Raw genomic sequence first — 12954 nt, 5'->3', positions numbered from 1 at the left:
ATCTCCCTCTATGGAGCTTGGGCCATGTTCGCTGTGCTTTAGTTTCGATGGATGTCTGAAAGCGACCTATTGCGAGCGATAGGCCCGGGCCGCATCGCGATCCTTCTCCTGCTGCCACTCGCGCTCGCGCTCATCCCAATGGCGCTCTTTGTAATCGCGCAGTTCTTCGTTCTCCCGCATTGCCTTGCACTGGCGAAAACCGTCCTCCCAGCCCTCGGCGTACTCCCGCTCTTGCAGATAGCGCGGCACATTTTTGCGAAACTCCCCACTGATCACCCCAGCCGCCTGGCGACCGCTGCTGCAGCCATCGTCAAAGCCATCGGCGAAGGCCGGTGGATAACCCTTGGCCAACAATTCTTGATGGGTCGTCTGGCAACCCGCCAACCCCATTACCGCCCACAACATGACCGCATACCGCCACATGGCGTACTCCCTGGCCGTTTTACGGCTGATAGGGAAAGTCTAGAAGGGGATTCGTCGGACGGATGTGAAGGGGGTGTGAGAAATGTGTTGGCGCGGTTTGTGTGTCTGGAACTGAGCCCCTGTTAAGCAGGCTTTTGTGGTGAACAGACTTTATCGTAGTGAGCGGGCATGATCCGAGCCGGGCTGCTGTGTTGCCCAGCGGGAGCAAGCTCTCTCACCACAGATTTTTCGCTAGCTTTGGTTATTCCGATAGCCCTATTAATCGTAATAACCCACTGTCTTTTTCAGTTGATCCGCGAACTCGTAAATCTCATCAATAGATGAAATGGCATGTCGCGTCTCGTTTTTTTCCTCGTCGAATATTCCGAGATATTTTTGACTGCGATTAAAGTGAAGGCGGCAAATGGGCTTGCGATTGTTGTCATCCAGTAGTATCCCAAAATAGCTTTGCGTATCACGCTGAACGATTCGTTTGGCATCGACAACCGAGCGCACAACAGCTCGAACGATGTGATAACCCTCCAGTTCTTCAAGCGTCGTCAAGATTTTTTCTTCTGACTCATCTCGAATTTGGTGGTCGGTGGTGGTGCTATTTTCGACGGGCAATGACGCTATTGTCGGCTGAATAGCACCGCTCATGGCTGACTTGAGTCGATCATTGATCTGGTCATTCAGAAACTGCGCTAACGCTTTTCGGGTCAGTTCGAAGAACTGTTCACGGACTTTCTGTGTGATGACACCTTCGTAAACCCGGGACGCGAAAAACTTCACAAAGTCATCTTCCGGCTTAGTGACTTGAGCACCAATGAGCTTTTTGAGCTGGCTGACGTATTTCAGCTCGCCCGCAGCATTAATGATTGAGTCCACATCGAATGCCGACTTGGTGAGCTTGATCAGCTCAGGTACGGAGTACTCATCAATGTCGAGCAAGTCCAATTCCAGAAATGGCTTTTCGTCCATTTTGTTGGGCGCGTCCAAGTCAGTAAAAAATCTGTAGACCTGCCCATTGGTCAGAATAGAGATTCTTGCACTGGTGACATGAAAGTATCGGAACAGCTGCGAAGCGTGATTGATGCTCAATGACTCACCGATCTTTTTGCACTCAATGAGGATCTGAACCTCACCGTCTTTCATGATCGCGTAATCGATTTTTTCGCCTTTTTTTGTTCCTACGTCGCAGACAAACTCAGGCGTCACTTCCTGTGGGTCAAACACGTCATAACCCAGCACCGTATTAATAAAGGGCATCACAAACGCATTTTTTGTTGCTTCTTCTGTTTGAATGGCGGGGCCTTGTAACCGAACCTTTGCTGCCAGACTGGTGAGCTTTTCAAAAAAATCCATATAAGCCTCTTACCCTATTCGGATCCGTGTATAGAAGTGATGGCAAATTGACTGCCGTTCGATACTAGACACAAAACCACACAAAGAGAATGGAGTAATTGGCAATTTCTCTTGACTGAAAAAAACTAAATAAATGTCAGAAAATTCCTGCTTATTTATCAGTAGGTTGGATGTTGATGAGAAATTTGTGTTTGTAGGGTGGGGGCTTAAAACTGAGCTGGCCAGATGGATGATTAGGCTTCTGTATTTCCCGCTTTCGTCAGCGCCGCATGCTCAGCCAATTCCTGCTGGATAAACGCCGCAATCATCGCGCGATAAACCTGTTCGGTGACTTGCGGATTGGCGCCCGCCACCTGCGCCAAATTGCGCACTTTGGCGATCACTTGTTCGACCCGCTGCGGGGCCTTGACGCCATCGGCATCTTTTTTGAAGTGGGCGGCCTGGGAGACGTAGCGGCCGCGTTCGGCCAGAAGAGTGACGATTTGTTGGTCGAGGCGGTCGATGTTGCTTCGAACTTCTTCAAGGGTGGTGCAGGTAACGGCCATGTCGAGTGAACTCCTGATGGTGCGGGCAATGCTAACAAATGGGGGAGGGGGCTTGCCCCCTCCCGCATTTTTGATTTTCGCCAGGCGTTGGTCAGTAGTGATACCACTTCACTTCAAGCATCACTTCATTGACCGGCGAGGATAGATGGCTGTATTCGCGCTGGGCGCTCAGGCGCAGGCCCAGGTTGCGGGACAGTTCCCACTGTTGGTTGAGGCTGAGGCTGCGCCGCACTTCGCCATTGGTGAAGAAGTCACCCTTGGCTTCCAGGCTCAGGTTGCCCAGCGGGTTTTTCCACAGTACGCCGGTGTTGAAGCCAGCGGCGGGGGAGACGGCTTCGTTGAAGTCGTTGTTGTGTTCCACACGCACGGTGCCGAGGGCGAAGCCGAGCATGTCGTCGCGCAGTTGCCAGGTGCTGCCGGCGCCGCCGTTGACATGGGCGACCAGGGTTTCGTCGTCGTGTTTGCCCGGTACGCGTTCCAGGCCGCCGGTGACTTGCCAGGACCAGGGCTGCAGCAACGCGTTGCGCGGGGTCAGAGAGCGGATGGTGGCCAGGTCCAGTTGTTGCAACTGCCAGTGGTTGCCTTCGTACTGGCGCAGTTTCATTTGCAGGATTTCGATCTGCGCGCCGAGGGGGAAGCCTTCAGCGTTGTCGTTGAGGTCGTGGTAAGCCATGCGCAGGCCGTATTCGCCGAAAGCCTTGTCGCCACGGGTGCCGATACCGGCTTGCCAGGTGCGGGATTCATGGCCGTCTTCCGGCAGGCCGGGCGGCTGGATCTTGAGGTCGGGCGCAGGGTTCTGGTTGATCGCGCGCAGCAGCTCGAAGCTGCGTTGGGAGCGGGCGGTGTCGCGTTCCAGGCCATTGGCGCGGTAGCGGCCCAGACGATAAGCCGCGTCGATAATCAGGGCCTGACGCTCGCGGGGCAGAGCCTTGAAGGCCGGTTCCTGCAATTGCTTCTGGTCGTCGCTGATCTTGAGCACCCATTGCTGCTCGTCGCCATCCAAGGGTTTGGCGCGTTCAAGCAATTCGCGCTCGCGGGACGGGCGATAGTCGATTTTCTCTACAAGGCCCGCGTCTTTCACGGCTTTGACTGTATCGGTGGGGATGGCGGTCAGCGGGAACTGTTCGGTCAAACGCAGGCCGGGGCGGGCGACTTGCAGCAGCTCCAGCAGGCGATAAGAGCAGTTTTCGTCGAAGAAAAAGTAATCGAACTGGATCTGCTTGAGTTCCCACACATGCTCGACCATGCGCTCGGTCTCGACCTGGGTAAGGTTGAGGCGGTATTCCCACAGGTCGCGGTTCTCCAGGCTACGGTACTCGGAGAGTTTTTCCTGGTAGGGCACCAGCGCGAACAGGCCGGGGTAGCCGCCCATCAGGCCCTTCCAGGCGTAGAGAATGCTGTTGTCCGAGCCTTCGATATACGCGCCGAAGTTGATCGCGTAGCTGAGCAGTGCGGTGTTGTTGCTTTGCACGTCGGCCTGGTCGATACGCAACAAGGTGTGGCCGAACATCGACGACGGACTGTTGAGGTAGGCCGCCGGGAAGATCATCACCGCACTGTGGGGGGCGACGTCCTTGAACCATTGCTTGAATTCGGCGCAGTCCACGGCGGGCAGGTCGGTCAGGTGCAACTGATCCTTGAGCCAGCGGGTACGTGCGGGGTAGACGCATTGGGCGTGTTTTTCACCCAAGCTGGCGGGCGCATAGAGTGCGTCGACGGTGGCCTTGAGTTCCGCGTCCGGATGGTGAGCACCATCGGCCGCCAGGAAGAATTTCTTGTCGCTGATATAACTGCGCCAGCCTTTGAGCTTGCCGGCTTCGTAATGGCCCAGGGAAAGCCAGAACGGATCGTTGGCCAATTGCTGCAAACGCTGATCATCAAGGTGCGGGGCCGCATACAGCGGGGCGCAGGCAAAGAGTGCCAGGCAGGCAATTCGTTTGAGCATAAAGGCAACTTAAGTCGGAAATAGAAAGACCCAAAGGGGAGGCGGGCCCAAAAATAAAACCCGCGCCTGGAGAGGCGCGGGCCGGTCGAGCTTAAGCCTGGGTCGCGTATTTCGCCAGACGGGCATCGCTTTTCAGTACAGCGAGGGTGTTGTTGTGCACATCGTCAGCGGTCACGTCAGCTTTGCTGAAGATTTGCTGGAAGTGCTCGTGAGTCACGGCAGCGAAGTGCTCGCGATCTTCGGGCGCAACACCCAGTACCACGGCGTAGGTGGTCAGTGCTTCGCCATTACCCTTGGCCATGTCTTCGGACAGCTCGTTCATCATGCCATTCATGGCAATCCAAGACTTGCCGCCGTAGGTCAGCGCGCTGTTGGTGCTGCAACCATTGGTGCCCGAGGTCATGCCGAAGGTGGCGTTACCCGAGGTGCCGTTAGTGGTGGAAGCCAGGAAGTGAGCTGGAGTGCCGCGCTGGCCTTCGAACAACATGTTGCCCCAACCGCAGTTCGGGCCACCTGGTGCTTCTGCCATTGCATTGAGGGAGACGACGGTGAAGAGAGTACCGAGAAGGATCCGTTTCATAGCTTTGTTCTCTTTGTGTGCAAACCAATGGACAAGGGTTCAGGCACTTCATAGCGCCCTAGGGATCGGTTATTAGTCCAACCCGCGCAGTTTGGAGTTTAGGCACGTTCGAAGGGTTCCGTGGGTTTTTATAAAACCGATGGCGATTTGATGAAATATTTGCCGGCCGCCTCCCGCGTCTATGCTTTCCCAGAGACCCGCCTTGCCAGAGCGCGCAAGGGGGAGCCAGAATGCCGCTATCTGCCCCGCCTGATGTAAGGAAGCCCGATGCCTGATCCTGTTGCTGCCAGCCTGCGTCTAGCGCCCGATGCGCTGACTCGCCCTTTCTCTGCTGAACAGTTCAGCTTCTCGACCACCAATGATTTGGAGCCCTTTCGCGGTGTGCTTGGCCAGGAACGCGCGGTTGAAGCCTTGCAGTTCGGTGTGGCCATGCCACGCCCCGGTTACAACGTTTTTGTCATGGGCGAGCCGGGCACCGGTCGCTTTTCGTTCGTCAAACGCTACCTGAAGGCCGAAGGCAAGCGCCTGCAAACCCCGTCGGACTGGGTTTACGTCAATAACTTCGATGAACCTCGCGAGCCGCGCGCCCTTGAGTTGCCCGCCGGGGGAGGCGCAGCGTTCATTACCGATATCAACGCGCTGATCGACAACTTGGTGGCCACGTTCCCGGCCGTGTTCGAACACCCTACCTACCAGCAGCGCAAGAGCGCTATCGACCGCGCCTTCAACCAGCGTTACGACAAAGCGCTGGACGTGATCGAGCGCCTGGCCCTGGAAAAAGACGTGGCGCTGTACCGCGACAGCTCCAATATCGCGTTCACGCCGATGCTCGACGGCAAGGCCCTGGACGAGGCCGAGTTCTCGCAGTTGCCGGAAGCCGACCGCGAGCGCTTTCACACCGATATTTCCGAGCTGGAAGAACGCCTCAACGAAGAGCTGGCCAGCCTGCCGCAGTGGAAGCGCGAGTCGAATAACCAACTGCGCCAGTTCAACGAAGAAACCATCACCCTGGCCCTTCAGCCATTGCTGGCGCCGCTGTCGGAAAAGTACGCGGAAAACGCGGCCGTCTGCGGTTACCTGCAAGCCATGCAGGTGTACCTGCTCAAGACCGTGGTCGAGCAATTGGTGGATGATGCCAAGACCGACGCCCAGGCGCGCAAGCTGCTGGAAGAGCAGTACTGCCCGAGCCTGGTGGTGGGCCATCCGGTCAACGGTGGCGCACCAGTGGTGTTCGAACCGCACCCGACTTACGACAACCTGTTCGGGCGTATCGAATACAGCACCGATCAGGGCGCGCTCTACACCACCTATCGCCAACTGCGCGCAGGCGCGTTGCACCGCGCCAATGGCGGGTTTCTGATCCTTGAAGCGGAAAAAATGCTCAGCGAGCCGTTCGTGTGGGACGCCCTCAAGCGGTCCCTGCAGTCGCGCAAGCTGAAAATGGAGTCGCCGCTGGGCGAACTGGGGCGTCTGGCCACGGTAACCCTCAACCCGCAGATGATCCCGCTGCAGGTCAAAGTCATCATTATCGGTTCGCGTCAGTTGTACTACGCGTTGCAGGACGCCGATCCGGACTTCCAGGAAATGTTCCGGGTGCTGGTGGACTTCGACGAAGACATCCCGATGGTCGACGAAAGCCTGGAGCAGTTCGCGCAGTTGCTCAAAACCCGCACCTCGGAAGAAGGCATGGCGCCGCTGACATCCGACGCCGTAGCGCGCCTGGCCACTTACAGCGCGCGGCTGGCGGAGCATCAGGGGCGCTTGTCGGCGCGTATTGGCGATCTGTTTCAATTGGTCAGCGAGGCGGATTTCATTCGTCACCTGGCGGGCGACGAGATGACCGACGCCGGCCATATCGAACGCGCACTCAAGGCTAAGGCCACGCGCACCGGGCGGGTGTCGGCGCGGATTCTCGACGATATGCTCGCCGGGGTGATCCTGATCGACACCGCCGGTGCGGCGGTCGGCAAGTGCAACGGCCTGACGGTGCTGGAAGTGGGCGACTCGGCGTTCGGCGTGCCGGCGCGGATTTCTGCCACGGTGTACCCCGGCGGCAGCGGGATTGTCGACATCGAGCGTGAGGTCAACCTCGGCCAGCCGATCCACTCCAAGGGCGTGATGATCCTCACCGGTTACCTGGGCAGCCGCTATGCCCAGGAATTCCCGCTGGCGATTTCGGCCAGCATCGCTTTGGAACAGTCTTACGGCTACGTGGACGGTGACAGTGCGTCCCTCGGCGAAGCGTGCACGTTGATCTCGGCGCTGTCGAAAACCCCGCTCAAGCAGTGCTTTGCCATTACCGGCTCCATCAACCAGTTTGGTGAAGTGCAGGCGGTGGGTGGGGTTAACGAGAAGATCGAAGGTTTCTTCCGTCTCTGCGAGGCCCGTGGGCTGACCGGCGAGCAGGGGGCGATCATTCCCCAGGCCAACGTCGCCACACTGATGCTCGATGAAAAGGTGTTGCAGGCCGTGCGGGCTGGGCAGTTCCACATCTACGCGGTACGCCAGGCCGATGAAGCCTTGAGCCTGCTGGTGGGCGAGGATGCCGGTGAGCCGGATGCCGAGGGGCAATTCCCGGAGGGTACCGTCAACGCCCGGGTGGTCGAGCGCTTGCGCGCGATTGCAGAAATGATCAGTGAAGACGACCTCAAAGAAGCGGAGAAGGAACTGGCGCAACAGGCGCTGGCCGAGGCCAAACCCGCTTCATAACAGCCGATGTCACTGAATGCACCGATTTGTGTGGTGAGCGAGCCGGCCTCGCGCGGGGCAAGCCCGCTCACCACATGGGTTGGTGTGTTGCCACAGAACCTGAGTTGATTGCCGCTTCTTTCAAACGAAATGGCGCTGGAAATCCAAGCCTGTGCCCCGATCCCTGTGGTGAGCGACGTGGCCTCGCGCGGGGCAAGCCCGCTCACCACATGGGTTGGTGTGTTGCCACAGAACCTGAGTTGACTGCCGCTTCTTTCAAACGAAATGGCGCTGGAAATCCAAGCCTCTGCCCCGATCCCTGTGGTGAGCGAGCTGGCCTCGCGCGGGGCAAGCCCGCTCACCACATGGGTTGGTGTGTTGCCACAGAACCTGAGTTGATTGCCGCTTCTCTCAACGAAATGGCGCTGGAAATCCAAGCCTCTGCCCCTATCCCTGTGGTGAGCGAGCTGGCCTTGGGCGGGGCAAGCCCGCTCACCACATGGGTTGGTGTGTTGCCACGGAACCTGAGTTGACTGCCGCTTCTCGCAAATGAAATGGCGCTGGAAATCCAAGCCTCTGCCCTGATCCCTGTGGTGAGCGAGCTGGCCTCGCGCGGGGCAAGCCCGCTCACCACATGGGTTGGTGTGTTGCCACGGAACCTGAGTTGACTGCCGCTTCTCGCAAATGAAATGGCGCTGGAAATCCAAGCCTGTGCCCGATCCTTGTGGTGAGCGAGCTTGTCTCGCGCGGGGCAAGCCCGCCCACCATAGGGGTTGGTGTGTTGCCACAGAACCTGAGTTGACTGCCGCTTCTCTCAACGAAATGGCACTGGAAATCCAAGCCTGTGCCCCGATCCCTGTGGTGAGCGAGCTTGTCTCGCGCGGCGCCAGTTCGCTCGCCGCAAGGCTGGCAGAAATGACAATAATTTGACTGGTGTCTACAGGGGCCTACACCGTTGGTCTCTACGGCCTTGGTTTGTCGTGTTTTTCTTCTATCCTGAGGATTAGGGATATCCACAGGAGTCGCTGGACAGCAACAGCCTCGCCCACGCGCAGGGGCTGAACACCGAACTACCGAGGGTCGCCGCCATGTCGCGCAACCTCTGTCTTACCCGCCAGTACTTCGGGCTGGCTACCCGTATCGAATGCGCCATTCGCCCTCTCGCTGGGGATAACGGACTGTGGACGGTGCTGTTTGCCGCCGGGATGACCGGCGAGCAGCCGTCCGCGGTGAAGTCCCAGGGCCCGTTTCGCGGCCCCTTCGAGGCAGCCCATCTGCTGGAGTCGATCGTCGAAAACCTGACTCGACAGGGTTACGAAATGGCCGAGGACCCGCCGATCTGGTGCCTGCACTTGCAGGCCCATCTTCGACTGCTCAACCGCAGCCACGAGCAACTCGCTCTGTAGTCCGCTTATTTGCTCTCGGGCTTGTCTAGTTTGACCTCAAAGCCGTATTGCACGGTATTCAGCTCGGTACGCTGGTAGCTTTCCAGCGCGCTCGGCTGGCCGTAGAAGTAATGCACGTCGAATAACGCCGTGCCGTATTCCGCGGCGCGATGGCTGACGGCAAGGATTTCCTTGAGGTAGTGGCCGCTGGCGTCCTTGGCATAGAAACGCCAGCTGTCGGAGGGGAAGGCTTTCTGGTCGACAACCAGCGCGTTGTCCTTGAGCGACAGGCCCTTGGGCAACGTGCCCACGTCGATCTGGTTTTTCTCGATGGTCGCCAGGAACAACGGGATCGAGCCCACTACATAGGCCGGGTTTTCCGGAAACAGCGTGAGGTCGTAGGTGAGGGTGCCGCGTGCCGGGTTCAGCTCAAAAGCCTCGGTGGGCAATTCAATCGGTTCGCCGCGCTCGCCTTTTTCATCGGCAGCAAAGAAGGTCACCGGCGACTCAGTGCTATTGCGCTCTGCGCCCACCAGATCGTCATTGAACGTGAAGGGGTGGTCGAACACGATAGTCGCGGCGCTGGCGTCTTCAGCGGACTGGCTGATGGTGACGCTGTTTTTCAGCTGGTCTTCGGTCAGTGTGGCGTCCTTGAGCCAATCGGCGGCGCCGTCGTCATACACGGTGACCGGCATGGGCAAGGCTTGCACGGTTTTTTCCAGGCTGTTTTTGTCGAAGCGAAGCACCGGCAGGTCGAGGTCCTTGCGGGTCACCGTGGCCTTGGAAAAATCCAGCACGTTGACTTGCAGGGTGTCGATCAGCCCATTGAAGTACACCTTGGCGTAATGGGTGTTCTGCTGGTGTTCGAAGGCTTTTTGCTCATCGCTGAGCTGTTTTTCCAAGGCGTCGGACCAGACTTTCTGCTTCTGCATCTCGGCCAATTGTTTCTGGTAGAACGCCACCTGAGCCGCGCTTTCATTGATGGACCCCGAACGGGTGAGGAATTGCCCGGTGCTGTTGCGCGCCTGTACCAGCAGCGGGTTGGGGGATTCATCGCCGACTTGGGGCGCCAGGGGCTGACTGTTGGTCAGTTCGATTTCGGCGTAGTTCTTCTCCAGACGCAGCAGATTGACGCTGATCGCACCTTCAGTGCGCGGGTGGCCTACGTCCTTGGTCGACAAGTCGAACGTCAGCACATTGCCCGGCGCGATCACTTCCACCGTGCCCTTGAGGCTCACCGGTTGCGGCTGGCTTTTGTTTTCGGTCTCGATGCCGTCGATGAACGGGTAGGTCACCGTCAGATCATCGGGGTTGGTCAGGTTGGAGCTGCTGGGGCTCAGTTGGATGCCCGGATCGGTTTCCGACCATTCCGGCTGAAACGGAATGACTTTGTGGTTGCTCAGGGTGACCGACTGCCATTCCAGGCTGTGGGGAAACGGGAATTGGTCGGGCAGGTTGAAATTGAACGGGAAGACCGGCTGCAGATCGGTCAGGTAATCGGAGTGGGAGGTTTTGCGCAGCACGAACAGGCCATTGATGTAGGTGTCCACCAACGCCTGGGGCGTGGGGTAGTGCTTGAGCAGGGCCAGGGAGTCTTCACCGTACTCTGGCTCGATGGGCTTGTTGGCGAGCTTGAGTTGCGCCCGCTCCAGCAACAGCAGCGAGCCGCCGAGGTCGGCGATGGCGTCGCGCAGCTTGGGGTCTTGGATGCTGTCCAAGGATTGTTCGAATTGCGCGGTTTTCTCTTCGAGGGTGGCCTGTTTCTTTTCATCGCTAGGGGAGCAGCCGCCCGCCAGCAGCAATGCTGCGCACAGGCCGAAACCGGCCAAAGGGGATCGCACATCCATCATCTGATTTTCTTCCTGTCCGACATCTTCGAGCCGAGTTGATGGGCTCGACACTAGCAGAAAAATTCTCTTACAGAAGCCGCCCAGGTCAGTTTTCACGCGGTTACAGCGCGTTGATGGCGGCTGGTATACTCGCCGCCATTTCTAACCACGCTGTGTGAGATCCAATGGAACGCTTTATCGAAAATGCGATGTACGCCTCGCGCTGGTTGCTGGCGCCGATCTACCTAGGGCTGTCCCTGGGCTTGCTGATCCTGGCGTTGAAATTCTTCCAGGAAATCATTCACGTCATTCCCAACATCTTCACCATGTTGGAAGCCGAAGTAATCCTGCTGCTGTTGTCGTTGATCGACATGGCCCTGGTCGGCGGCCTGTTGGTGATGGTGATGATTTCCGGCTACGAGAACTTCGTCTCGCAGTTGGATATCGACGACAACAAGGAAAAGCTCAACTGGCTGGGCACCATGGACTCTTCGTCGCTGAAGATGAAAGTGGCCGCCTCCATCGTGGCGATTTCCTCCATCCACTTGCTGCGCATCTTTATGGACGCCAAGAACGTCGATCCTCAGCACCTGATGTGGTACGTGATCATCCACATGACCTTCGTGGTCTCGGCATTCGCCATGGGTTACCTGGACAAACTCACCAAACACTAACCTGCCGCGCCGGCCTTACTGCTCGACGAAGTAGTAGGGCTGGCGATTGATCGCCATTTCCTTGATCACCTTGACCTGCGTGCTCAGGCCGTCGGTACGGTCCAGCAACGCAACGTTGCCGGGCCTGGCGGCGAGGTAACTGTGCAGTTGCGCGTCTGTCTGCAGGATCTTCAAGTAGCTCTGCAAATAAAACACGCTGGCCCCGGCAATACGTTCGTTGGGTTGAAACAACACCACTTCCTTGCCTTCGGCTTGCAATGCCTGAACCTGGCGGATCACCGGCACGAATGACTGACGTACATCGGCTTTGGGCGCAAACCAGAACGCGGCCGTCAGGTAACACGCCACCGCTAGCGTGAACACGCCGCCGACCAGATGTCTGTGGTACTTGTAGAGTGACGGCTTATGCGCCTTCAGCCACTCCAAGATGACCCGCCCATACTCGGCGGCCAGCACAGCGGCGGCGGGTGTCAGGGCCATCAGGTATACCGTGCGCTTGCTTGAGGCCAACGTCAGCAACGTGAACTGCGCCACCAGCCAAACGCTGAAAAATAACCGGTAACGATTACGTACCAGGCTTTTGCGGAAATGCCACAGCCCCAGGTACACGAGGATGTTCCACGGTAAGAACGCTTGCGGCAGTTTCAGCAGGTAGTAATAGAACGGTTCGTAATGCCCGGCCTCAACGAATTCGCCGCTGAAGCGTCCGACGCTATTGGTCCACAGCACTTCGCCCACGGCCTGCAGGCCGCCGCGCTGGAACAGGAACATCAGCCAGATCAGTAGAGGAATCAGAGCCAACAGGGTAAATGCCGCCGGCTTGAGCCAGTCCCCGAGGCGCAGGCGTTTGTCCATCAGGCTGGTGCTGGCCAAGTACACAAAGATCACCACGCCAGGCATCGCCAGGCCCAGCACGCCTTTGCTCAACGTGGCGATCACCATCCCGGCGGTAAACAACGCCCAGGCGCCGGTTGCCGAACCTTGACGATCCGGCCGCACCGCCTGGTAGAACGCCAGCAGGGCGGTGGTCACGCCCAGGCTGAGCAACGCATCCTCGCCGACACCCCGCACATTGCTCCAGTAACTGGCCATGGTCGCCAGGATCAACGCCGCGCTGAACGCCAGGGTTTGCGGGCGTCCGAACTTGCGCAGCATCCCGTACAGCAGCATCACGCTGAACAACCCAGCAAAGGCCGACGCCAGGCGCACCGCCCAGGTGGTGCCGCCGAACACGCGAATCGCGCCGGCGTCCAGCCACAGGCTCAGGGGTGGTTTTTCCAGGAACGGCTCGCGAAACAACTGCGGCACCACCCAGTCGTTGTCCAGGTGCATCGCCATGGCGATCCCGGCGACGCGGGCTTCGGTGGAGCCTTGCAGTTCGTGGTTACCCAAAGCAAAGAAAAACAACAGGCCAGCAAGCAGGAGCAGCAGAGAGGCGGGGCGCGTCATGGGTTGTGGATACCGGGGCAGGGCGCCGCTCGGGGGAGCGGCTCGCAGTCGGTCAGTATAGGGAGGCGATTCTTAACATTTCGTGAATGAAC

10 protein-coding genes are annotated in these 12954 nt (G+C 58.4%); 3 read left to right on the top strand and 7 right to left on the bottom strand.

The window, feature by feature from the left end:
* Positions 1 to 66: 66 nt before the first annotated feature.
* The 5 genes from HRH33_RS23200 to HRH33_RS23180 all read right to left on the bottom strand — a co-directional run bounded on the left by HRH33_RS23200 (position 67) and on the right by HRH33_RS23180 (position 4837).
* Positions 67 to 423, bottom strand: a complete 357-nt coding sequence (locus HRH33_RS23200; RefSeq protein ID WP_034100821.1) for a hypothetical protein — start codon at positions 421 to 423, stop codon at positions 67 to 69.
* Between the two features lie 258 nt (positions 424 to 681).
* Positions 682 to 1767, bottom strand: a complete 1086-nt coding sequence (locus tag HRH33_RS23195; RefSeq protein ID WP_167418395.1) for a type I restriction endonuclease — start codon at positions 1765 to 1767, stop codon at positions 682 to 684.
* 233 nt (positions 1768 to 2000) lie between these two features.
* Positions 2001 to 2312 carry a chorismate mutase gene (locus HRH33_RS23190; RefSeq protein WP_167418396.1) on the bottom strand — a complete coding sequence of 104 codons (312 nt, stop codon included), beginning with the start codon at positions 2310 to 2312 and terminating at the stop codon, positions 2001 to 2003.
* Between the two features lie 91 nt (positions 2313 to 2403).
* Positions 2404 to 4257, bottom strand: a complete 1854-nt coding sequence (locus HRH33_RS23185) for an Lnb N-terminal periplasmic domain-containing protein (protein WP_167418397.1) — start codon at positions 4255 to 4257, stop codon at positions 2404 to 2406.
* Positions 4258 to 4348: 91 nt separating this feature from the next.
* A complete protein-coding gene (locus HRH33_RS23180; RefSeq protein WP_016973832.1) occupies positions 4349 to 4837 on the bottom strand; it encodes a DUF3015 domain-containing protein in 489 nt (162 codons plus the stop codon).
* A 267-nt stretch (positions 4838 to 5104) separates the two neighbouring features.
* Here HRH33_RS23180 and HRH33_RS23175 point away from each other — a divergent pair, with 267 nt between their 5' ends.
* Both HRH33_RS23175 and HRH33_RS23170 read left to right on the top strand, forming a co-directional pair.
* Positions 5105 to 7546: a Lon protease family protein gene (locus HRH33_RS23175; RefSeq protein ID WP_034115167.1), complete on the top strand. Its 2442-nt coding sequence runs from the start codon at positions 5105 to 5107 to the stop codon at positions 7544 to 7546.
* A gap of 1067 nt (positions 7547 to 8613) precedes the next feature.
* A complete protein-coding gene (locus HRH33_RS23170; RefSeq protein ID WP_034139361.1) occupies positions 8614 to 8931 on the top strand; it encodes a PA4575 family protein in 318 nt (105 codons plus the stop codon).
* Between the two features lie 5 nt (positions 8932 to 8936).
* On the opposite strand, the gene HRH33_RS23165 is transcribed toward HRH33_RS23170, so the two are convergent.
* Positions 8937 to 10760 carry a hypothetical protein gene (locus tag HRH33_RS23165; protein WP_173603561.1) on the bottom strand — a complete coding sequence of 608 codons (1824 nt, stop codon included), beginning with the start codon at positions 10758 to 10760 and terminating at the stop codon, positions 8937 to 8939.
* 164 nt (positions 10761 to 10924) lie between these two features.
* On the opposite strand from HRH33_RS23165, the gene HRH33_RS23160 reads away from it, so the two are divergent.
* On the top strand, positions 10925 to 11413 hold the full coding sequence (locus HRH33_RS23160) for a TIGR00645 family protein (RefSeq protein ID WP_034100811.1): 489 nt from the start codon (positions 10925 to 10927) through the stop codon (positions 11411 to 11413).
* A 15-nt stretch (positions 11414 to 11428) separates the two neighbouring features.
* Here the strand turns inward: HRH33_RS23160 and HRH33_RS23155 are convergent, their stop codons facing one another.
* Entirely contained in the window at positions 11429 to 12862 is a 1434-nt protein-coding gene (locus HRH33_RS23155; RefSeq protein ID WP_034139360.1) for an ArnT family glycosyltransferase, read from the bottom strand.
* Between the last annotated feature and the right edge of the window lie 92 nt (positions 12863 to 12954).

The organism is Pseudomonas rhodesiae (genome assembly GCF_013285305.1).
In the GTDB taxonomy this organism is placed as follows: domain Bacteria; phylum Pseudomonadota; class Gammaproteobacteria; order Pseudomonadales; family Pseudomonadaceae; genus Aquipseudomonas; species Aquipseudomonas rhodesiae.
Note: the sequence above shows the minus strand (reverse complement) of the source record. Positions and strands in the feature narration are given on the sequence as shown.